The organism is Streptomyces sp. NPDC088812 (assembly GCF_044750285.1).
Lineage (GTDB): Bacteria > Actinomycetota > Actinomycetes > Streptomycetales > Streptomycetaceae > Streptomyces.
Window position 1 is genome coordinate 33,257 of the sequence record NZ_JBIVJP010000032.1, and the last position, 21,743, is coordinate 54,999.

Sequence of the window (21,743 nt, forward strand, 5' to 3'; positions counted from 1 at the left end):
ACCGTCCACGGCCTCGCGACCGTCCACGGCCTCGCGACCGTCCACGGCCTCGCGACCGTCCACGGCCTCGCGACCGTCCACGGCCTCGCGACCGTCTACGGCGTCCCGACCGCCGCCGGTGCCGGCGCGTACCCCGTCGGCCGGGCCGTGAAGGTGCCCCGGCCCTGGGTGCGGCTGCGCAGGCGGGTCGCGTAGCCGAACAGTTCGGCCAGCGGCACGGTGGCGGTCACCACCGCCGCGCCGCCGCGCACCGCCGAGCCGGTGACCCGTCCGCGGCAGGCCGCGAGGTCGCCGAGGACCGTGCCGACGGCGTCCTCGGGCACGGTCACCGTGACCTCGGCGACCGGTTCCAGAAGGGCCATCGCGCAGGCCCGCAGGGCCTCCCGCAGTCCCAGCCGGCCCGCCGTGCGGAAGGCCGTCTCCGAGGAGTCCTTCACATGGGTCGCCCCGTCGGTCAGGGTGACGCGCAGTCCGGTGACCGCGTGCCCGCCGAGGGGACCCTCGGCGAGGGCGTCCCGGCAGCCGGCCTCGACGGCCTGTACGTATTCCTGCGGCACCCGTCCGCCGACCACGGCGGACCGGAACGCGAACCCGTCCTCCTCCGACGGCTCCACGTCCAGGACGACGTGGGCGAACTGACCGGCCCCGCCGTCCTGTTTGACGTGCCGGAAGACCAGTCCGGACACTCCGCGCGCCACCGTCTCGCGGTAGGTGACGCGGGGGCGGCCGACGTTGACCTCCAGGGCGAGGGTGCGGCGGATCTTCTCCACCGCGACCTCCAGGTGCAGTTCGCCCATGCCGGACAGCAGCGTCTGGCCGGTCTCGGGGTCGGTCCGGACGGTCAGCGACGGGTCCTCCTCGGCCAGCCGGGCGAGTGCGGTCACCAGCCGTTCGGCGTCGGCGGCCCGGCGCGGCTCGACCGCGACGGACACGACCGGCTCGGCGACACCGGGCGGTTCGAGCACGATCGGGGCGTCGGGCGCGCACAGGGTCGAACCGGCGCGGGCCGACTTCAGGCCCACGACGGCGACGATGTCCCCGGCGACCGCGCGGTCCAGCGGGGCGTGCCGGTCGGCCCGTACCCGCAGGATGCGGCCGATCCGCTCCGTGCGGCGCGCGGTCGCGTCCCACACGGTGTCTCCCTTCTCGACGGTTCCGGAGTACACCCGCAGGTAGGTGAGCCGGCCGGTGGCGGTGGCGTTGACCTTGAACGCGAGGGCGGCGAACGGGGCGGCCGGGTCGGCGGGACGCCGCTCGCCCTCCTCGTCGGGCGCCGCCCCGGTACCGGGCACCGCCCGCGTGCCGCGTACGGCCGGGACGTCCAGGGGCGACGGCAGACACTCCACCACCGCGTCGAGGAGTGGCTCGATGCCCCGGTTGCGGTAGGCGGAGCCGCACAGCACGACCACACCGTCACCGCTGAGCGTCAGGTCGCGCAGGGCGGTGGTGAGGGTCTCGGCGGACAGCGTCTCGCGGTCGCAGAACTCCTCCAGCGCCGCCGGGTGACGTTCCGCCACGGCCTCCTCCAGCAGCCGGCGCCGGCGCAGCGCCTCCTCCCGCAACTCCCCCACGACTGGCCCGTCCACGGCGGTCTCGGCACCGTCGTCCCAGGTCAGCGTCCTCATGCGGACCAGGTCGACGACGCCGGTGAAGGTGTCCTCCGCGCCGATCGGCAGCTGGACGACCAGCGGAACCGGGTGGAGCCGGTCCCGGATCGACGCCACGGCCGTGTCGAGGTCGGCGCCCGCCCGGTCCATCTTGTTGACGAACGCGATCCTCGGCACGCCGTGCCGGTCGGCCTGCCGCCACACGGACTCGCTCTGCGGTTCCACGCCCGCCACGGCGTCGAACACGGCGACCGCCCCGTCGAGCACCCGCAGCGCGCGCTCCACCTCGTCGGCGAAGTCGACGTGGCCGGGGGTGTCGATCAGGTTGACGCGGTGGCCGTTCCAGGCGCAGCTGACGGCCGCGGCGAAGATGGTGATGCCACGGTCGCGCTCCTGGGGGTCGAAGTCGGTGACGGTGGTGCCGTCGTGGACCTCACCGCGCTTGTGCGTGGTCCCGGTGGCGTACAGGATCCGCTCGGTGACGGTGGTCTTGCCGGCGTCGACGTGGGCGAGGATGCCCAGGTTGCGCACGGCGGCGAGGTGACGGTCGGGGGTGTGGAGGTCGTTGCGCACGGCCCTTGGCCTTTCGGGGGGTCGTTCTCGTGAGCGGGCAGCGCGATGGAGGCGAGCGGCAGTCGGCGCCGCAGTGGCGGCGTCCCGCGCTCGACGACGGGTCGAGGCCGTGGGACGCCCGCCGCGGTACCGGATCAGCGAGGTCGAGAAAGAGCCGGCTACTGACGTCTCGTCAGATCATCCGGTGCCGGCCGCGCAGCGGACACCGGACGGACGAGGACACGAGGATCACCTCGTAGCCGGAACGGGAAGCGGCGGCAGCGGTGTGGTCACGCACGGCGGGCTCCCCTCGTCGTTGTCGCGGTGCCGCGCTGCCCCCCGTGTCGTGGGCGGCGCAGGTCGTGTCATGAGTGTAGGGAGGCCGGACGGGGAACGGCACGGGTTTTTTCCTCCGTGCCGTACGTGCCGTAGAAGTGCCGTCGCACCCGCCGCAGCCACGCGTCGGCGGCCGTCTCGTCGGGCCGCTCCGGCAGCACACTGCGGGTCCGCGCGAACGCCTCCTCGACGCGGCGCAGCAGCGGCAGCGCGGCCTCGGAGTCCGCGGCCACCTCCTCGCCGAAGCGGTGGTAGCTCTCCGGGTCGTCCAGCCGGACGGTCAGGCTCCCCGTCGCGTACAGCTGGTAGCCCTGGTCGCACAGCCGCTTGAGGTGACGGGCGTGTTTGGCGGTGCGCCCGCGCACGTCGGCGGAGAAGGTGCCGTCGCCGCGGCTGCGCAGCTTCCGGAACTGCTGGGTTGCGTAGCCGAGATAGGCGTCGCGGACCCGGCCGGCGCTCAGGAACGTGGTGCGGATGTCGAGGAGTTCCTCGCCGAGCGGGGTGCGCACCTCGTACAGGTCGTCGGGGAGCCAGACGAGTTCCATCACGGTGGGGTTGCCGCCGAGGGCGAGCCGGCACCACTTCGCGGCCTCGTGCAGGGTGCGGTCCGGCGCCGTGCTGACGTGGGACTCCTTCGGCGGGTGCAGACCGTGCAGCGCCTCGGTGGGAGCCGCGAACAGGCCGAGGCGGTCGATGTCGGAGTGCTCGTGGGCGAGCCCGTAGGCGGTCGAGCCGACGATCCCGGACAGCAGGATGTTCTGGACGGTCACAGGAGCCCCCGGTGGTGGTCGGCCGCCGCGGGCGGGCGGCGGCGGAACCGTCATGATGCCCCGGCCGCCGGACCGGTCACCTCGCATTTTCGGCCTCCCGGGCGCCTTCGGGACCCTTCTCCGGTCCCGTTCCCCGCGTCACCCGTCCGGCTGCTTGTACTGGTCGCGGGAGCGGGCCGGTGGTGCGGTGGAGGAGCAGGGGGACAGCAGCCCAGGGCACGAACGCACGCCCCGGGGACCCGTCCCGTCCGTCACGTCCGTCACGTCCGTCACGTCCGTCACGTCCGTCACGTCCGTCACGTCCGTCCCGTCCGTCCCGTCCGTCCCGTCCGTCCCGTCCGTCCCGTCCGTCCCGTCCATCGCGTCCTCAGGAGGCACTCGTGACCACCGCCCGCCCGTCCCAGTCCCACGCCCAGTCCCACCGGCACCCCGCGACGGCCACGGCTCGTACGACGTACAGGGCGCGCACCTCGCGTACGGCGCGTACGGCCGCCGCCCGTAGGGCCGCCCGTGCGGCACGCCCCGCCCGTGTCCTGGCCGCCGCGGTGGCCACCGGGACGCTGCTGGCCACCGCGGCCTGCGCCGGGGGGAGCGACTCCGCGACGGTCTCGGCGGACGCCGCCACGACCGTCGCCGAACGGCCCGTCGCCGAACGGCCCGTCGCCGAACGTCAGCCCACCGCGCCCACCCTCTCCCCCACCCGCACCCCGGCGGCGTCCCCGAGCCTGACCGAGGCCGGCGCGAAGACCGCGCTGATCACCGAGGCGGACCTGGAGGACGACTGGAACCAGGTGGACGACGCGGCGAGCTGGCGGGACTCGCTGCTCATCGGGCAGGTGGACACGGCCGACTTCCTCACGGGCAAGACGCAGTCGGCGGACTGCCAGCGCCTCCTCGACGCGCTCTACGACGACAACCTGCTGGGCGAGCCGTCCGGGGCGTCGGCGCTCACCGGGTTCGAGCAGGGCGAGTCCCGGCTGCTCTACCAGGTCGCCGCCTACGAGAAGTCCGATCTGGACGACTCCTGGGACTGGATGGCGTCGCTGCCCGACACCTGCGACCAGTTCACCGTGACCGGCGGCGACAGCGGCGAGAGGACCGTGCAGGTCGTCGAGGCCTCGCTGCCCGACTCGGGCGACGCCCGGCAGGGCGTGACGGTGACGGTGAAGGGCACCACGGGCGGCGATCCGGTGACGCTCACCCTGGACGTCGCCGCCGTACGCGTCGGCACGGACGCGATCACGGTGACCAACGGCGGACTCGACGGCGCCGACCACGACAGCACCAAGGCGGCCGTGGGGCAGGGAACTTCGCGGCTGGAGGACGTACTGGCCGGGCGGTCCCCGAAGGCCACCCCGAGCGGAATGAACTGAGCCTTCCCCCACGCATCGGCTCACCGGCTCACGGCCCCGCGAGCGCGCGCACCCGCCGTCTGTGATCTTTGTCGCTGGTTGGACGGAGTTCCGGTTGGGCAGGCACTGCGCGTGTCCGGTAAAGATGATGTCCTTCCTGTGGGGGAACCCGTGAGTGTGTGTCTCATCGGTGCGGGCCTGTCGGGTTTGGCCACGGCGCACGCCCTCAAGACCGCGGGCATCGACTTCGTCTGCCTGGAGCAGGCACCGGACGTCGGCGGCATCTGGCGCCGGCCGGGAGCCGGTGAGCGCGGCCCGGGATACCTCTCCCTCCACCTCAACACCACCAAGGGGCTCACCGGTTACGCCGGCCACCCGATGCCGGCCTCGTACCCGGTGTACCCCCGGCACAGCCAGATGGCGGCCTACCTCCGCGAGTTCGCGGAGTGGGCCGGGGTCCTCGACCACATCGAGCTGGGGACGGCCGTCGAGTCCGTGCGGCGGGAGCCCGACGGTTCCTGGACGGTCGTCAGCGTGGACGCCGGCGGCCGGCGCTCCTCGCGCGGCTTCGCCCACGTGATCGTGGCCTCGGGACACAACACGGAGCCCTCCCTCCCGGCGCCGCCGGCCGGTTCCGAGACGTTCACCGGGACGGCCCTGCACGCCATCGACTACCGGGACGGCAGCGACCACGCCGGGCGGAACGTCGTCGTCGTCGGGCTCGGCGCCTCCGCCGTGGACATCGCCGTGGACGTCTCCCGGTACGCCGCGCGGACCTACCTGTCCGTACGGCGAGGGCTGCACGTCCTGCCCAAGCAGCTCTTCGGCATGCCGCTCGACGAGGTCGCCGAGGCGCCGTGGTGGACGAGCATGTCCCTGGAGGAGCAGCGCCGTCTGATCGAGCAGTCCCTGCTCGTCGCCCGGGGCAGGCTCTCGGACTACGGCCTGCCCGAACCGGACCACCGGGTCTTCTCCTCGGCCGTGACCATCTCGGACGAGATCCTCAGCCGAATACGCCACGGCGGGGTCACGCCCAAGCCCGCGATCGACTTCGTCGACGGCGGCCGGGTGGCCTTCACCGACGGCACCTCCGTGCCCGCGGACACGATCGTGTACTGCACCGGCTACCACATGTCCTTCCCGTTCCTGCCCCCCGGCTGCCCGATCGGGCCGCGGGGCTCGGTCGAGCTGTACAAGCGCGTCGTCGCGGCGGACCACCCCGGCCTGTACTTCGTCGGCCTGGTCCGCCCGCACGGCTCCATCACCCGCCTCGTCGAGGCACAGGCCCGCTGGATCACCCGGATCGTCACGGGTACGGCGGTCCTGCCGGAGCCCGAGGTCATGCGCAAGGAGATAGCCGCGTACCTGGGCGGCATCGCGGGCCAGTACGGGCAGGCGGAGAGCGCGTCGATCCAGGTGAACGTGGCGCCCTACCTCCAGGAGCTCGACGCGGCCTGAGCCTTGCGCGGCCGACACCGACGCCGGCGCCGACGCCGGCTCAGGCGGTCGTGCGGACGCGGGGCTGTCGGGTGGAGGCGGGGCCGTCGGGTGGAGGCGGGGCCGTCGTACGGACGCGGGGCAATCGCGAGGACACACGCCGGTCGTGCACGCCCCGGGCCGCCGTACGGACACGGGGCGGTCGTACACGCCCCGGGCCGTCGCACGGACACGGGGCCGTCGCGCGCGGGGGGTCGTGCACGCGGGCCGGTCGTGTACGCGGGGCCGTCGTGCGCGTGCCGGAGCCGTCCCGCCCCCGGCCGGCCGGTCGCCGCCCCGCCGTGCCTTCGCGTGAGCGGCCCGGGGCCGGTGGGGCGCGCCGCGGGCGTCAGCCCCGGTCCGGCGCCGGTGTGGAGCGGGGGGAGCAGTCCGGCGACGGCGGCGTACGGCTCCCCGGGCTGTCCTGGGCCCGCGCCCCTATCCGGCGTTCGCGGCCACGGCGGGCAGCAGGCCCGCGGGGGGACGCACCTGGTACGCCTCCGAGGAGATGTACGTGGTCACGCGGGGCGGTCGGCCCCGCTGGTGGGCGAGCGCCAGGTAGGCGATGAGCCCGGCGCCGTCCTCCGGCCGCCGCGAGGTCACCGCGGCCAGGGCGCGCTCGAGGGGGGCGGAGTCCAGTCCCTGGCGGTCGAGCAGGGCCACGGCGCGGGCCAGGGCCTCGCCGTCGTGCCGGACGTGGTCGCGGACCGGGACGTAGAGGGTGAAGCCGCTGGGCAGGCCGGTCGCGGTCTCGGTGAAGGCGTGGCAGGACTGGACGGGCCGGCGGACCGGCCCCGGGCCGTCCGCGGCACCGGCCCCGGCGTCGTGGCCGGCACCTCGGGCGGCGTCCTGGCCGGCCGCGACGCGGAAGAACGCCTCGGTCTGCGCGGCGCCGAGATCGTCGCCGGTCCGGGACAGCGCCCCGGCCTGCGCCGCCGTGAGGTCCTGGTGCGCCAGGTAGACCTTCACCCTGGGCTCCTCCCAGTCGCCCAGGTCCAGCGCGAAGAACAGGTGGCGGTCGCTCGGCGGCAGCGCGTCGAACGCCTGCCGGTGCCCGAGCCGGCGCAGTGCCTCCCGCACGGTGTCGGCGGCACGCCGCTGCCCGGAGGCCGCCGGGTTCAGGTACACCTTGACCCGGGGGACGCCACCGGGCAGCAGTTCCAGCGCGCACCACAGTGCCAGCGGACCCTCGGGCTCGGCCGGGAAGAAGAGGTCCTCCAGCTCGTCCAGCCGGTCCGTCGGGACGCCCCAGCGCCCCGCCGCCTCCCGGACGGCCCGCAGTCCGGCGCGCCCGCTCCGCGCCAGGCCGCCGGCACCGCACCCCGGCTCCAGCAGGACCCGCAGGGTCGGCGCCGCGCCGGGGACGAAGGCGAGCGAGAACTCGACGGGGGTGTGGTCATCGGACAGGAACGTCGGCGTCACGGGCGGCAGGTCCAGCGGCCGCGCGGCCACGGCGCCCAGCATGTCGGTCAGGGTACGCGCGTAGAGGTCGGCGTCCGCGCCGTCCAGTCCCGCGACGTCGCAGAGCCTGAGCAGCTGGCGCGCCGTGAGGCCGCCCACCGTGTCGGTGCCGAGGCCGTCCGGAGAGCCGGTCCGGCGGGCGGTCACCGGCCCTCCCGCCGCGGGGCGGAGCGGGCAAGAAGATACCCGCCGGCGAGGGCGGGTATCGGGAGGGTCACCACGGTGGGGTGTTGTATGAAGACGGCGTCGGTGGACATGAGGTCCACGGCACCTCCTTAGGCTCGTGAGCAACACGGGTTACCGCATGGCTCACTACCCCTGAGGCTGAACACTCATACAGGTGTACGGAATTGGCTGGTGTTGTGATGATCACCTCGTCAGCCAGTTGAGGAACTGGCTCCACATACCGCGTTCGGGCTTGCGGCCCGCCTGCCGGTCGTTCTCGGGTCGCGCGGCCGTCTCGGCGGGGGCCGGGGCGGCGGGCCGGCGCACGGTCTGTACGGGCGTGAAGCGGGCGGGCAGCGCGACGAGACCCCGGTTGAAGGGACCGGGTCGCCAGGTCAGGCTGTCCTCGGGCACCGCGAGTTCGACGTCGGGCAGCTTGTTGAGCAGGTTCTCGATGGCGGTCACCGTGATCTGCCGTGCCGGGTCCTTGGAGGGGCACGCGTGCGGGCCGGCGCTCCACGCGAGGTGGGCGCGGTTGCTGCCCGCCTTGCGCGCGGCCGTGAGCGCCGGACCGGTGTTGGCGGCCGCGAAGCTGACCAGCACCAGGTCGCCCGCGTGGAGCTTCTGGCCGGCGAAGTCCATGTCGGACGCCGGGTAGTGCGGGGCGAGGTTCTGCATGGGCGGGTTCTCCCACAGCGTGTCGTCGATCGCCTCGTCGATCAGACCGCCCTGGTTGGCGTACGCGTCGTGGGTGAGGAGCCGGTGCAGGGTGTTGCCGATGAGGTTGCGCAGCGGTTCGTTGCCGGCCACCAGCAGCAGGGCCAGCTGGTGCACCATCTCCTCGTCGGTCAGCGCCGCGTCGTGCTGCATCAGCCAGCTGGTGACGTCGTCGCCGGGCTTGGCCCGCTTGAGCGCCACCAGTTCGCCGACCGCCCCGTACAGCACCTCGACCGCGCGCTCGGCGTTGACGCCGTCGAACATGCCGGTGATGCCGTAGACGACGCGGTCGCCGATGTCGGCGGGGCAGCCGAAGAGTTCGTTGAACACGAACAGCGGCAGCTGCTTGGCGTAGTCGCCGAGGAGGTCGGCCGAGCCGCGCGCGCCGAACTGGGCGATGAGGTAGTCGGAGACCTGCTCGGTGCTCTGGCTCAGTTTGCGCGAGTCGACGCGGGCCATGCTGTCGGTGACCGCCTGCCGCAGGCGCAGGTGCTCGGCGCCGTCGCTGAACATGCAGTTGGGCCGGTAGGCGAGGACGGGCGCGATCGGGCTGTCGGCGGGCACCCGGCCCTCGTTGAAGTCCCGCCAGCGGCGGGCGTCCTTGCGGAACGAGGCCGAGTCCTGGAGGAGTTGCAGCGCGGTGGCGTAGTCGGTGACGAGGGTGGCCTCGACTCCGGGGGAGAGCTCGACGGGCGCGGTCGGCCCGTAGTGGCGCAGGTAGCCGTAGTAGGCCTGCGGGTCGGCCGCGAACTCCGGGCCGTAGAGCGGCACGCGGCCGCCGGTGTGGTGCGCCGGGCACCCGGGCGGGGGCACGGGAGCCGTGGGTCGTTCCATGTCTAGCTCCTAGTGGGCACGGTCCTGCAAGTGGCGGACGAGGGTGATGAGCGCTGCGGCCGACGACTGCTCGTCCCGCGCGTCGCAGGTGACGACGGGGGTGTCGTCGAGCAGGTCGAGTGCCTCGCGCAGGGCCCTCTCGTCCCGCAGGGGGGTGCCGTCGAAGTGGTTGACGGCGATGGCGTAGTCGAGCCCGTACTGCTCGATCAGGTCGATCACGGCGAAGGAGTCCGCGAGCCGCTCGGGGTCGACGAGGACCAGGGCGCCGAGCGCGCCGCGGGCCATGTCCTCCCACATCTGCACGAAGCGCTGCTGGCCGGGGGTGCCGAACAGGTACAGCACGACGCGGTCGCTGATGGTGAGGCGGCCGAAGTCCATGGCGACCGTGGTGGTGGTCTTGCCCTGGACGCCCTTGAGGTCGTCGACGGACTCCGCGGCGCGGGTCATCGTCTCCTCGGTGGACAGCGGCTGGATCTCGGAGATCGCCCCGATGAACGTGGTCTTGCCCACGGCGAAGTGACCGACGACGAGGATCTTCACCGCGGTCTGCGTCGCACCGCCGCGGACGTAGTCCTGCTCATCCAAACTTGGCCCTGAGACCATTCAGCACCTCCTCCAGGATCTCCCGGTCGGCGAGGGGGGCCCGCTGTACGGGCGGGCGGGTGATGAGGTAACCGCCCTCGGTGAGGGCGGCGAGAAGGATCTTCACCACACCGAGGGGCAGCTGGGTGTGCCCCGCGATCTCGGCGACCGACAGGTAGCCGGCCGAGCACAGGTCGAGCAGGCTCTGCTCCTCCGGGGACAGCCGGGTGGGCCGCTGCTGGGTGTCGGCGGACGCCGTGACCAGCGTGATGAGGGAGAGCTGCTGCTCGTCGGGGAGTCCGCGGCCCTTGGTGATGACGTACGGTCGCACTAACTCCGGTGTCTGCGGCTCCAGTTCGTCGTAGCCGGTCATGACCGTACGCCGAGGTTCTCGCGCGGCGGGGTCATCAGCGCCTTGCCGAGCTGGCCGACGAGCTGCTGCATCCGGAAGGTGATGTCCTGCATGTCGACGTCGGGCGCGGCGGAGACGCCGAGGTAGGCGCCGTCACCGGCGGAGATCAGGAAGACCCAGCCCCCGTCGAACTCGACGACCGTCTGCCGCCACCGCTGACTCGCGTCCTCGCAGAAGAAGGCGAGGGAGCGGCTGAGGGACTGCACACCGCTCATCGCGGCGGCCACGCGGTCCGCGTCGTCCTTCTCGAAGTCCTGCGTGCGGGCCATCAGCAGGCCGTCCGCGGAGATCAGGACGGCGTGCAGGGCCCCGGGAATCTCCAGGGCGCTGTCCAGCATCCATGACAGATCGTCGTTCACGAGATCTCATGCCCTTCGCTGCTTGCACCACGTGTGCTGCTCGACTGTTCCGCGGGGTCCGCATGCGTGGCCCGGCCCGACCGGGTGCCCCGCTGGAAGGCGCCCATGATCGCCGCCGTCTCCGCGCCGGTGCGGGCGGGGGCGGGGGTGTTCGACGCGCTGCCGGGCACGATGGCCATCGGCCGCTTGCGGCGCCGCCTGGGCAGGCCGTCGGAGGTGGTGGTCGCCGCCGGCGCGGGCTCGGGGCCGCCGTGGACCGGGGCGGCGTGGGTGACGACCGGGGCGGCGGGTTCCTTCTGCTCGGGCGCGTTGGTGAGCAGGTCGTGCGGGAGCAGGAGCACCGACCGCACACCGCCGTAGGGCGAGGAGGAGTCCACGGACACCTCGAAGCCGAAGCGTTCGGCCAGCACGCCGATCACCGCGAAACCGAACTGCGGCGGGTTGCCGAGTCCGGAGACGCCGGAGACGCGTTCACTGGAGAGGAGTTTCTCGGCGCGGGCCCGCTCCTCGTCGTTCATTCCGACACCGGCGTCGTCGACGACGATGCAGATGCCCTTGGGCACGGTGCGGATGTTGATCTCGACGACGGTGTCCGGGCTGGAATAGCTGGTGGCGTTGTCGAGGAGTTCGGCGAGGGCCAGGGCCACCGGTTCGACGGCGCGGCTCGTGATGCCGAAGTCCACCTGCGAAAGAATCTCCACCCGCCGGTAATGGCGGATTCTGCCCTGTGCGCTGCGGACCACGTCGTAGACGGAGGCCACATCGCGCTGGCGGCCCAGCCAGCCGTCGCAGAGCACGGCGATGGACTGGGCACGGCGACCGAACTGGGAGTTCGTGTGGTCGATCTCCAGAAGGTCTTGGAGAATGACCGACTCGCCGTATTTGTTCTGGAGCCGGGAGACGATCAACTGCTGCTCCGCGGCAAGACCCTGAAGCGTCCGCATAGCGGATTTCAGGACTGTCTTCGTTGCCTCTTCGGCTCTTTCCTGCGCTGCCTCGACGGATTTCGCGTACCCGTTCTCCAGCTCGGTGTGCCGATTCCGGAGATCTGCGAACTCCTGCCTTAACGTCCGCGTCGCCCTGCGCTGACGAACAATGAGGGCGACTGCGACGAATACGGCGACGAGGAGAGCCCAGAGTACCGGGTTCTGTATGTAATCAGTCATAAGACTCTCTTCAGGCGACTGACGGCCAGTTGCTGAATTCCCGTCAATGCGGGTGGACCGGCGGACGCCCGCATCGGGGTCACCGCCCGGACCGTCCCCGTAGTCGGGGATGTCCTGCACCCATCCGCCCGCTCTACAAGCGCGGTGATCGTATCACCACACGATGACGCCACCGATCGCCAACATTGATGGTGAAGATGAACATTGACGGCCTGTCAGTGAACGTGTCGACAGGTGTCACGACGGTCGTCGGCGGAGCAACCGATAAACGCGCTTCCGCGACATCCGGGAGTAACCGAGACGTACGGACTCTTCTCCGACGGAAATACGGTGGAATGAAACGACAGAACCCGTATCCGGTAATCCCGGATACGGGTCGCGCCCATCAGTCGGCATCTCGCTCACCGAGCGGAATCCGCTCGACACGGTGAGTGACAAGTGTCCGAGGGGGGACTTGAACCCCCACGCCCGATAAAGGGCACTAGCACCTCAAGCTAGCGCGTCTGCCATTCCGCCACCCGGACCAGGTGTCTACCGCCGTTCGGGTGTTCCCCGCGGCGACATGGACAACAATACCAAGCTTTGGGAGTGCCTTTCACCTGCGTATCCGCCGCCCCGGCAGCCCGCCCCCGGACACCTCGCTCCCGGCGCCCCGCTCCCGGGGGCGGGTGTCCGGGGGCGGGCTGCCGGGGGCGGGTGTCCGGGCGGTCAGGGCATCGACCGGTACTCCGGGAAGTTGCCCGGCAGCCTCTCCCCCGCCGGCCCCCGGGTGACCGCCCGCACCAGCAGCTCGCCGCCGACGAAGGCACCGCGCCAGGACGCGCCGAGGCCGCCGAAGAGTTCGTCGCGGTCGCCGCGGGAGCGGGGGGTGCCGTGGCCGACCTTGAAGGCGCGGATCTGCGGGGCCAGCCGGTCGTAGGTGGCGCGGTCGTCGGTGGAGAGGGTGGCGACGAGGGCGCCGTTGGACGCGTTCATGGCGGCCAGCAGTTCCGCCTCGGTGTCGACCAGGACGATGGTGTCGACGGGGCCGAAGGGTTCCGCGTGGTGCAGCGGGGAGGACGGCGGCGGATCGAGGAGCGTGACGGGCTGGACGTAGGCCGAGGTGTCCTGGCCGGGCAGGAAGCGGGCCCCGTCGGGTTTCCCGCGGTACAGCGGGACGGCACCGCGGTCGACGGCCTCGGCGACCTGGTCGCGCAGTTCCTTCGCCTTGGCCGCGTTGATGAGCGGACCGAAGTCCAGCCGCGGGAAGGGGGAGTCCGGCCGCTCGACCGCCAGTGGGTGTCCGACCGTCAGTGTGCGCACCGCCGGGAGGTACGCCGCGAGGAAGGAGTCGAACAGCTCACGCTGGACGACGAAGCGCGGGTACGCCGTGCAGCGCTGCTTGCCGTAGTCGAAGAGCTTGGGGACGACCGCGGCGAGGGCGTCGAAGTCCGAGACGTTCCAGACGCCCCAGGTGTTGAGTCCCTCCTGTTCGAGGATGTGGCGCTTGCCGAGGTCGGCCACGGCCGTGGCCACCGCGGCGCCGGTGTCGCGGCCGCCGACGAAGGACACGCAGCCGATCTCGGGCGCCCGCACCAGCGCCACCGACAGCTCGCTCCCGCCGCCGCTGACCAGGCTGACGGGGACGCCCTCGCGGGCGGCGAGGGCACAGGCCAGGGTCAGGCAGGCGACACCGCCGTCGGTCGGGGTCTTGGCGATGGCCGCGTTGCCCGCCAGCGCCTGGACCAGTACCGCGTGCACGAGCACGCTCATCGGGTAGTTCCAGCTGGCGATGTTGGACACCGGCCCGTCCAGCGGGGCCCGCCCGGCGAGCATCTCCTCGATGCCGTCGAGGTACCAGCGCACCCCGTCGACGGCCCGGTCGACGTCGGCCTGCGCGAGCCGCCAGGGCTTGCCGATCTCCCAGACGAGCAGGAGTGCGAGGAGTTCGCGGTGGGCGGCGAGGGCGTCCAGGGTGGCCGCGATGCGGGCGCGGCGTTCCGCGAGGGGGAGGTGCCGCCAGGCGCGGTGCTGGTCCAGGGAGGCCCGGACCGCCCGGTGGGCGGTGGCCGCGTCCAGGCGGGGCGGGCCGGCCACGGGGCGTCCGTCGACCGGGCTGGTGGCGGGCAGTGCCCGGCCGTCCGCCTGCCAGGTGCCGTTCCAGAGGTTGAGGACCCGGTCGTCGCGGAAGGCCTCGGGGGCCGCGGCGAGACAGCGACGCCAGGCGTCGGCCCAGGACGTGCCGGATTTGAGGGTGGGGGTGGAGGTGGTGGTGGAGGTGGTGGGGGCCATGGGGATGCTCCGCTCTCGGTGCACGGTCGAGAGGACGAGGGAGCCGGCCGACCGAGAAGGCCGGCCGGCCGGCCAGTGGAGGACGGCGATGGGCGCCGCCGCGCGTCACGCGTGCGGGGACGTCCCCGCCGCCAGTGCGGCGAGCACGAGTCGGGCGGTCTCCGTCGGTGTGCCGCCCACGCGCACGCCGACCGCCTCCAGCGCCTCCTTCTTCGCCCGCGCCGTCCCCGAGGACCCGGAGACGATCGCGCCGGCGTGGCCCATCGTCCTGCCCTCGGGCGCGGTGAAGCCCGCGATGTAGCCGACGACCGGCTTGGTGACGTGGTCGCGGACGTACGCGGCGGCCCGTTCCTCGGCGTCGCCGCCGATCTCGCCGATGAGCACGATCAGCTCGGTGTCGGGGTCGTCCTGGAAGGCGGCCAGGCAGTCGATGTGACTGGTGCCGACGACCGGGTCGCCGCCGATGCCGACGCATGTGGAGAAACCGACGTCCCGCAGTTCGTACATGAGCTGGTAGGTGAGCGTGCCGGACTTGGAGACCAGGCCGATCCGCCCGGGCTTGGCGATGTCGGCCGGGATGATGCCCGCGCCGGACTGGCCGGGGCTGATCAGGCCGGGGCAGTTGGGGCCGATGACCCGGGTGCCGCGCGCCGTGGCGTACGCCGTGAAGGCGACGGAGTCGTGGACCGGGACGCCCTCGGTGATGACGACGGCGAGCCCGATCCCGGCGTCGGCGGCCTCGGTGACGGCCGGCCTGACGAAGGCGGGCGGGACGAAGACGACGCTCACGTCCGCGCCGGTCGCCTCGATGCCCTCGGCGACCGATCCGAAGACGGGGACCGTCCGCTCGTCGAAGCCGACGGTGCGGCCGGCCTTGCGCGGGTTGACCCCGCCGACCACGTCGGTGCCGGCCGCGAGCATCCGCCGGGTGTGCTTCGTGCCCTCGCCGCCGGTCATGCCCTGGACGAGGACCTTGCTCTCCTTGGTGAGGTAGATGGCCATGGTGTGCGGTCTCCTCAGGCTGCGGTGGCGAGGTGGGCGGCACGGCGGGCGGCGCCGTCCATGGTGGTGGCCTGCTCGACGAGCGGGTGCCGGTGGGCGTCGAGGATCGCCCGCCCCCGGGCCGCGTTGTTGCCGTCGAGCCGCACGACGAGCGGCCGGGTCAGCCGTACGGTGTCCAGGGCGCGCACGATGCCCTCGGCGACCGTGTCGCAGGCGGTGATGCCGCCGAAGACGTTGACGAGGACGGACTTCACGGCCGGGTCCGACAGGACGACCGAGAGTCCGTCGGCCATGATCCGGGCGGACGCCCCGCCGCCGATGTCGAGGAAGTTCGCGGGGCGGGCGCCGCAGCCGGCGACCACGTCGAGGGTCGACATCACCAGGCCGGCGCCGTTGCCGATGACGCCGACCTCGCCGTCGAGCCTGACGTAGTGGAGCCCCTTGGCGGCGGCCGCGGCCTCCAGCGGATCGGTGGGCCCGGTGCTGTCGCCGCCCCGGTGGGCGTGCCGGAAGGCCGCGTTGTCGTCGAGGGTGACCTTGCCGTCCAGGGCGACGAGCTGCCCCTGCGGGGTGCGCACGAGCGGGTTGACCTCGACGAGGAGGGCGTCCTCGCGCACCAGGACCTGCCAGAGCCGGACCAGGACGTCGACGCTCCGCGGCGGCAGGCCCCCCGCGGCGGCGATCTCGGCCCCCTTCGCCGAGGTCACGCCCTCCGCCTGGTCGATCGGCACCCGGGCGACGGCCTCGGGCCGGGTCGCGGCGACCTCCTCGATCTCCGTGCCGCCCTCGGCGGAGGCGATGGCGAGGAAGCGGCCGGCCGCGCGGTCCAGGACGTAGGAGACGTAGAACTCGCCGTCGATGTCGACGGGCCGGGCCAACATCACCGTGCCGACCGTGTGCCCCTTGATGTCCATGCCGAGGATCTGACGGGCGGTGAGTTCGGCGGCGGCCGGGTCGGCGGCGAGCTTGACCCCGCCCGCCTTGCCCCGCCCCCCGGTCTTGACCTGCGCCTTGACGACGACGCGGCCGCCGAGCCGGCGGGCGATCTCGCGCGCCCGGCGGGACGAGTCGGTCACCTCGGCCGCCGGCACCACGATGCCGTACTGCTCGAAGAGGTCCCTTGCCTGGTGTTCGTACAGGTCCATCCCGACTCCCGTCCGCGAAGTCAAAGCCGATACCGATACCTAAAAGCCGAGCCGAGCCGAGCCGATGCCGATGCCGAAGCCGAAGCCGAAGCCGAAGCTCATGCCGATGCCGAAGCCGATGCCCAAGCCGATGCCCAAGCCGAAGCCCCAGCCGATGTCAGAGCGATGCCGAAGCCCGTGTCGAGGAGCCGCCGAAGCCGATGTCAAAGCCGGAGTCAAGCCGACCTAAAGTGCCGCGCACCCCCTGGACACCACCCACCGGATGCGGGATAACGAGATTCATACAGTATTCGTCGACTGTATGCAATGTACCGCGTGAGCCCTCCAACCCCTACGAAGGGACGGGACTTCGTCATGCCCGACGACACCCAGGACGTGATCTCCGGTGGTCATCTCGTTGCCAAGGCGCTCAAGGCCGAGGGGGTCGACCGCATCTACACCCTCTGCGGCGGCCACATCATCGACATCTACGACGGCTGCGTCGACGAGGGCATAGAAGTCGTCGACGTCCGCCACGAGCAGGTCGCCGCCCACGCCGCCGACGGCTACGCACGCATCACCGGCAGGCCGGGCTGCGCGGTCGTCACCGCCGGCCCCGGCACCACCGACGCCGTCACCGGCGTCGCCAACGCCTTCCGCGCGGAGTCCCCCATGCTGCTGATCGGCGGTCAGGGGGCGCTCACCCAGCACAAGATGGGGTCGCTCCAGGACCTGCCGCACGTCGACATGATGGCGCCCATCACCAAGTTCGCGGCGACCGTGCCGGACACGGCGCGCGCCGCCGACATGGTGTCCATGGCGTTCCGCGAGTGCTACCACGGCGCGCCCGGCCCGTCCTTCCTGGAGATCCCGCGCGACGTGCTCGACGCCAAGGTGCCCGCGGCGAAGGCACGCGTGCCGCGGCCGGGCGCCTACCGCGCCTCCACCCGCTCGGCCGGCGACCCCGAGGCGGTCGAGAAGCTCGCCGACCTCCTGGTGCACGCCGAGAAGCCGGCGATCCTGCTGGGCAGCCAGGTGTGGACGACCCGCGGCACCGAGGCCGCGATCGAGCTGGTCCGCACCCTCAACATCCCCGCGTACATGAACGGCGCCGGCCGCGGCACCCTCCCGCCGGGCGACCCGCACCACTTCCAGCTCTCCCGCCGGTACGCCTTCTCGAACGCCGACGTCATCGTGATCGTCGGCACGCCCTTCGACTTCCGCATGGGCTACGGCAAGCGGCTCTCCCCGGACGCGACCGTCGTCCAGATCGACCTCGACTACCGCACCGTCGGCAAGAACCGCGACATCGACCTCGGCATCGTCGGTGACGCCGGGCTGGTGCTGAAGTCGGTGACCGAGGCGGCCTCGGGGCGGATCAACGGGGGCGCGTCGAAGCGCAAGGAGTGGCTCGACGAGCTGCGCGCGGCCGAGCAGACCGCGCTCGACAAGCGGCTGCCGCAGCTGAGGTCGGACGCCTCCCCCATCCACCCGTACCGCCTGGTGAGCGAAATCAACGACTTCCTCACCGAGGACTCGGTGTACATCGGCGACGGCGGCGACATCGTCACCTTCTCCGGGCAGGTCGTGCAGCCCAAGTCGCCGGGCAACTGGATGGACCCGGGCCCGCTGGGCACCCTCGGCGTCGGCGTCCCCTTCGTACTCGCCGCGAAGCAGGCGCGGCCCGACAAGGAGGTCGTCGCCCTCTTCGGCGACGGCGCCTTCTCCCTGACCGGCTGGGACTTCGAGACCCTCGTCCGCTACGACCTGCCGTTCGTCGGCATCGTCGGCAACAACTCCTCGATGAACCAGATCCGTTACGGCCAGGCCGCCAAGTACGGCAAGGAGCGCGAGCGGGTCGGCAACACCCTCGGCGACGTCCCCTACGACCAGTTCGCGCGGATGCTGGGCGGCCACGGCGAGGAGGTCCGCGACCCGGCCGACATCGGCCCCGCGCTGCGGCGCGCCCGCGAGTCCGGGAAGCCCTCGCTGATCAACGTCTGGGTCGACCCCGACGCGTACGCCCCCGGAACCATGAACCAGACCATGTACAAGTGAGGAGCGCCGGTCATGACCAAGGCCCTCGAAGGCATCCGCGTCCTGGACATGACGCACGTCCAGTCCGGGCCGTCGGCGACGCAGCTGCTCGCCTGGCTCGGCGCGGACGTCGTCAAGCTGGAGGCGCCCTCCGGTGACATCACGCGCAAGCAGTTGCGCGACCTCCCGGGCGTCGACTCCCTCTACTTCACGATGCTCAACTGCAACAAGCGGAGCATCACCCTCAACACCAAGACCGAGCGCGGCAAGGAGATCCTCACCGAGCTGATCCGGCGTTCCGACGTCATGGTGGAGAACTTCGGTCCGGGCGCGGTCGACCGGATGGGCTTCACCTGGGACCGCATCCGGGAGATCAACCCGCGGATCGTCTACGCCTCCATCAAGGGGTTCGGCGAGGGCCCGTACACCGACTTCAAGGCGTACGAGGTGGTCGCGCAGGCCATGGGCGGATCGATGGCGACCACCGGCTTCGAGGACGGGCCGCCGCTGGCGACGGGGGCGCAGATCGGTGACTCGGGCACGGGTGTCCACGCCGTGGCGGGCATCCTCGCGGCGCTGTTCCAGCGCGAGAGCACCGGGCGCGGTCAGCGGGTCAACGTGGCCATGCAGCACGCCGTGCTCAACCTCTGCCGGGTGAAGCTGCGCGACCAGCAGCGCCTGGCCCACGGCCCGCTCGCCGAGTACCCCAACGACGACTTCGGCGACGAGGTCCCCCGGTCCGGGAACGCCTCGGGCGGCGGCCAGCCCGGCTGGGCGGTCAAGTGCGCGCCGGGTGGCCCGAACGACTACGTGTACGTCATCGTGCAGCCCGTCGGCTGGCGGCCGCTCAGCGAGCTCATCGGCCGGCCCGAGCTGGCCGACGACCCCGAGTGGGCGACGCCTCAGGCCCGGCTGCCCCGGCTGAACAAGATGTTCCAGCTGATCGAGGAGTGGTCCTCGACGCTGCCCAAGTGGGAGGTGCTGGAGCGGCTCAACGCCCACAACATCCCGTGCGGGCCGATCCTGTCCACCAAGGAGATCATCGAGGACGCGTCACTGGCCGCCAACGAGATGGTGGTGCGCGTCCCCCACCCCGAGCGGGGCGAGTTCGTGACCGTCGGCAGCCCGCTCAAGCTCTCCGACTCCCCCGTCGAGGTGAGCGGTTCACCGCTGCTGGGCGAGCACAACGAAGAGGTCTACGTCGGCGAACTGGGCCTCGGGGACGAGGAACTGCGCCTGCTCAAGTCGAACGGGGTGATCTGACGTGATGGCCGAGGACCGGGTGCTGCGGGTGCGCGCGCTGCTCGACGCGGTGCGCGCCGAGGGGCGGACCGCGCTGACCGCGCCCGAGGGCAAGGTGGTCGCGGACGCGTACGGGATCGCCGTACCGGGCGAGGAGCTGGCGCGGGACGTCGAGGAGGCCGTGGCGTGCGCGGCGCGCTTCGGCGGACCCGTGGTGATGAAGATCGTCTCGCCGGACATCCTGCACAAGACCGACGCGGGCGGAGTGATCGTCGGGGTGGAGGGGGCCGCGGACGTACGGGCGGCGTTCCACCGAATCGTGGAGAACGCGCGGGCGTACGACGCGGACGCCCGGATCGACGGCGTCCAGGTGCAGGAGCTGCTGCCCGAGGGGCTGGAGGTCATCGTCGGCGCGGTGACGGACCCGACGTTCGGGAAGGTCGTGGCCTTCGGGCTCGGCGGGGTGCTGGTGGAGGTCCTCAAGGACGTCACGTTCCGGCTCGCGCCCGTGGACGCCGACGAGGCGCTGTCGATGCTGGACTCGATCCGGGCGGCGGAGATCCTGCGCGGGGTGCGCGGCGGGCCGGCCGTGGACCGGTGGGCGGTCGCCGAGCAGATCCGGCGGGCGTCGCACCTCGTCGCGGACTTCCCGGAGATCGCGGAGGTGGACCTGAACCCGGTGATCGCGACGCCCGAGGGGGCGGTCGCCGCCGACATCCGGGTCATCCTCGCCGAGTCCGTGCCGAAGCCGCGGCGGACGTACACGCGCGAGGAGATCCTCACCTCGATGCGCCGGCTGATGCAGCCCTCGTCGGTCGCCGTGATCGGCGCCTCCCACGAGCAGGGCAAGATCGGCAATTCGGTGATGCGCAACCTCGTCGACGGCGGTTTCGCCGGGGACATCCACCCGGTGAACCCGCGGGCCGATGACATCCTCGGCCGCAAGGCGTACAAGAGTGTCACCGACGTTCCCGGTGAGGTGGATGTGGCGGTCTTCGCGATCCCCGCCCGGTTCGTGGCCTCGGCCCTGGAGGAGGTGGGACGCAAGGGGATCCCGAACGCCGTGCTGATCCCCTCCGGGTTCGCGGAGACCGGCGAGCACGAGCTCCAGGCGGAGATCGTGGCGATCGCCGAACGGCACGGCGTCCGGCTGCTGGGGCCGAACATCTACGGCTACTACTCGACCTGGCAGGACCTGTGCGCCACGTTCTGCACGCCGTACGACGTCAAGGGCGGGGTGGCGCTGACCTCGCAGTCCGGCGGGATCGGGATGGCCGTCCTGGGGTTCGCGCGGGCCACGAAGACGGGCGTGTCGGCGATCGTGGGCCTCGGCAACAAGGCGGACCTGGACGAGGACGACCTGCTGACCTGGTTCGGCGAGGACCCGCGCACCGAGTGCATCGCCATGCACCTGGAGGACCTCAAGGACGGGCGCGCCTTCGTGGCGGCCGCGCGGGCGACCGTGCCGAAGAAACCGGTCGTCGTCCTGAAGGCGGGGCGCACGGCGGCGGGGGCGAAGGCCGCCGGGTCGCACACCGGGGCCCTCGCGGGCGACGACGCCGTGTACGACGACATCCTGCGGCAGGCCGGTGTCATCCGGGCGCCCGGCCTGAACGACATGCTGGAGTACGCGCGCGCGTTGCCGGTGCTGCCCACCCCCCGGGGGGACAACGTCGTGATCATCACGGGCGCGGGCGGCAGCGGGGTGCTGCTGTCCGACGCGGTGACCGACAACGGCCTCACCCTGATGGAGATCCCGCCGGACCTGGACGCGTCGTTCCGGGCGTTCATCCCGCCGTTCGGGGCGGCGGGCAACCCGGTCGACATCACGGGGGGCGAGCCGCCGTCGACGTACGAGGCGACGATCCGGCTGGGCCTTGAGGACCCGCGCGTCCACGCGCTCGTCCTCGGCTACTGGCACACCATCGTCACCCCGCCGATGGTCTTCGCGGAGCTCACCGCGCGCGTGGTGGCCGAGTTCCGCGAGCGCGGCGTCGTCAAGCCCGTGGTGGCGTCGCTCGCGGGGGACGTGGAGGTCGAGGAGGCCTGCCGGTACCTGTACGAGCGGGGTGTCGTCGCGTACCCGTACACGACCGAGAGGCCGGTGGCCGTGCTGGGCGCCAAGTACCGGTGGGCGCGCGCGGCCGGGTTGTTGGGGGGCGGTTCATGACGTGATCTTCGGTGCGGGGCCGGCCGACGGTGCGCGTCGGCCGGTCCCGGGACCCAGTGCGCACACGAAAGGCATGGGACAGGGGGCGCTGGCCAGATCTTTCGACGC

19 protein-coding genes and 1 tRNA gene are annotated in these 21,743 nt (G+C 72.2%); 5 read left to right on the forward strand and 15 right to left on the reverse strand.

The genetic code is table 11. The features are described 5' to 3' along the window. Positions 1-95: 95 nt before the first annotated feature. The 3 genes from fusA to ACIP67_RS39375 all read right to left on the reverse strand — a co-directional run bounded on the left by fusA (position 96) and on the right by ACIP67_RS39375 (position 3,625). A complete protein-coding gene (fusA, locus tag ACIP67_RS39365; protein ID WP_401698536.1) occupies positions 96-2,180 on the reverse strand; it encodes an elongation factor G in 2,085 nt (694 codons plus the stop codon). 344 nt (positions 2,181-2,524) lie between these two features. Beyond that, positions 2,525-3,265 (reverse strand): DNA polymerase beta superfamily protein, encoded by a 741-nt coding sequence (locus ACIP67_RS39370; RefSeq protein ID WP_401698538.1) that lies wholly within the window; start codon positions 3,263-3,265, stop codon positions 2,525-2,527. A 138-nt stretch (positions 3,266-3,403) separates the two neighbouring features. After that, positions 3,404-3,625: a hypothetical protein gene (locus tag ACIP67_RS39375; RefSeq protein ID WP_401698541.1), complete on the reverse strand. Its 222-nt coding sequence runs from the start codon at positions 3,623-3,625 to the stop codon at positions 3,404-3,406. Between the two features lie 20 nt (positions 3,626-3,645). Here ACIP67_RS39375 and ACIP67_RS39380 point away from each other — a divergent pair, with 20 nt between their 5' ends. Then, the gene (locus ACIP67_RS39380) at positions 3,646-4,638 is read left to right on the forward strand and encodes a hypothetical protein (protein ID WP_401698543.1); all 993 of its coding nucleotides are present in this window, start codon (positions 3,646-3,648) and stop codon (positions 4,636-4,638) included. Positions 4,639-4,788: 150 nt separating this feature from the next. Then, positions 4,789-6,075 (forward strand): flavin-containing monooxygenase, encoded by a 1,287-nt coding sequence (locus ACIP67_RS39385; RefSeq protein WP_401698546.1) that lies wholly within the window; start codon positions 4,789-4,791, stop codon positions 6,073-6,075. A gap of 456 nt (positions 6,076-6,531) precedes the next feature. Here ACIP67_RS39385 and ACIP67_RS39390 read toward each other — a convergent pair whose 3' ends face one another. From ACIP67_RS39390 to ACIP67_RS39445, 12 genes are all read right to left on the reverse strand, one after another. Next, a complete protein-coding gene (locus ACIP67_RS39390; RefSeq protein ID WP_401698549.1) occupies positions 6,532-7,701 on the reverse strand; it encodes a tryptophan dimethylallyltransferase family protein in 1,170 nt (389 codons plus the stop codon). After that, the gene (locus ACIP67_RS39395; RefSeq protein ID WP_401698552.1) at positions 7,698-7,820 is read right to left on the reverse strand and encodes a hypothetical protein; all 123 of its coding nucleotides are present in this window, start codon (positions 7,818-7,820) and stop codon (positions 7,698-7,700) included. Before ACIP67_RS39395 ends, ACIP67_RS39390 begins: the two co-directional genes overlap by 4 nt. A 103-nt stretch (positions 7,821-7,923) precedes the next feature. Continuing rightward, positions 7,924-9,270 (reverse strand): cytochrome P450, encoded by a 1,347-nt coding sequence (locus tag ACIP67_RS39400; protein WP_401698555.1) that lies wholly within the window; start codon positions 9,268-9,270, stop codon positions 7,924-7,926. A 9-nt stretch (positions 9,271-9,279) separates the two neighbouring features. After that, positions 9,280-9,873 (reverse strand): ATP/GTP-binding protein, encoded by a 594-nt coding sequence (locus tag ACIP67_RS39405; protein WP_389514546.1) that lies wholly within the window; start codon positions 9,871-9,873, stop codon positions 9,280-9,282. Further along, positions 9,848-10,225 (reverse strand): DUF742 domain-containing protein, encoded by a 378-nt coding sequence (locus tag ACIP67_RS39410; protein ID WP_385069113.1) that lies wholly within the window; start codon positions 10,223-10,225, stop codon positions 9,848-9,850. Before ACIP67_RS39410 ends, ACIP67_RS39405 begins: the two co-directional genes overlap by 26 nt. Continuing rightward, complete coding sequence (locus tag ACIP67_RS39415) at positions 10,222-10,623, reverse strand: roadblock/LC7 domain-containing protein (RefSeq protein ID WP_401698560.1); 402 nt, start codon at positions 10,621-10,623, stop codon at positions 10,222-10,224. Before ACIP67_RS39415 ends, ACIP67_RS39410 begins: the two co-directional genes overlap by 4 nt. Further along, positions 10,620-11,789 (reverse strand): ATP-binding protein, encoded by a 1,170-nt coding sequence (locus ACIP67_RS39420; protein WP_401698563.1) that lies wholly within the window; start codon positions 11,787-11,789, stop codon positions 10,620-10,622. The genes ACIP67_RS39415 and ACIP67_RS39420 overlap by 4 nt, the downstream gene beginning before the upstream one ends. Before the next feature lie 439 nt (positions 11,790-12,228). Continuing rightward, positions 12,229-12,313: transfer RNA gene (locus ACIP67_RS39425), tRNA-Leu, on the reverse strand. Positions 12,314-12,497: 184 nt separating this feature from the next. Then, positions 12,498-14,060, reverse strand: coding sequence for an aldehyde dehydrogenase family protein (locus ACIP67_RS39430; RefSeq protein ID WP_401698566.1), 1,563 nt, complete (start codon positions 14,058-14,060; stop codon positions 12,498-12,500). Between the two features lie 105 nt (positions 14,061-14,165). Beyond that, the gene (gene sucD / locus ACIP67_RS39435; protein ID WP_401698568.1) at positions 14,166-15,062 is read right to left on the reverse strand and encodes a succinate--CoA ligase subunit alpha; all 897 of its coding nucleotides are present in this window, start codon (positions 15,060-15,062) and stop codon (positions 14,166-14,168) included. Between the two features lie 14 nt (positions 15,063-15,076). Next, positions 15,077-16,207, reverse strand: a complete 1,131-nt coding sequence (gene sucC / locus ACIP67_RS39440; RefSeq protein WP_401698571.1) for an ADP-forming succinate--CoA ligase subunit beta — start codon at positions 16,205-16,207, stop codon at positions 15,077-15,079. A 39-nt stretch (positions 16,208-16,246) separates the two neighbouring features. Continuing rightward, positions 16,247-16,414 carry a hypothetical protein gene (locus ACIP67_RS39445; protein ID WP_401698573.1) on the reverse strand — a complete coding sequence of 56 codons (168 nt, stop codon included), beginning with the start codon at positions 16,412-16,414 and terminating at the stop codon, positions 16,247-16,249. 147 nt (positions 16,415-16,561) lie between these two features. Here ACIP67_RS39445 and ACIP67_RS39450 point away from each other — a divergent pair, with 147 nt between their 5' ends. From ACIP67_RS39450 to ACIP67_RS39460, 3 genes are read left to right on the forward strand one after another with little or no spacing between them, the layout of a single operon-like run. Beyond that, positions 16,562-18,244, forward strand: coding sequence for a thiamine pyrophosphate-binding protein (locus ACIP67_RS39450; protein WP_401698576.1), 1,683 nt, complete (start codon positions 16,562-16,564; stop codon positions 18,242-18,244). 12 nt (positions 18,245-18,256) lie between these two features. Further along, the gene (gene frc / locus ACIP67_RS39455) at positions 18,257-19,486 is read left to right on the forward strand and encodes a formyl-CoA transferase (RefSeq protein WP_401698577.1); all 1,230 of its coding nucleotides are present in this window, start codon (positions 18,257-18,259) and stop codon (positions 19,484-19,486) included. Between the two features lie 4 nt (positions 19,487-19,490). Beyond that, positions 19,491-21,635 (forward strand): acetate--CoA ligase family protein, encoded by a 2,145-nt coding sequence (locus ACIP67_RS39460; protein WP_401698580.1) that lies wholly within the window; start codon positions 19,491-19,493, stop codon positions 21,633-21,635. Positions 21,636-21,743 lie beyond the last annotated feature (108 nt).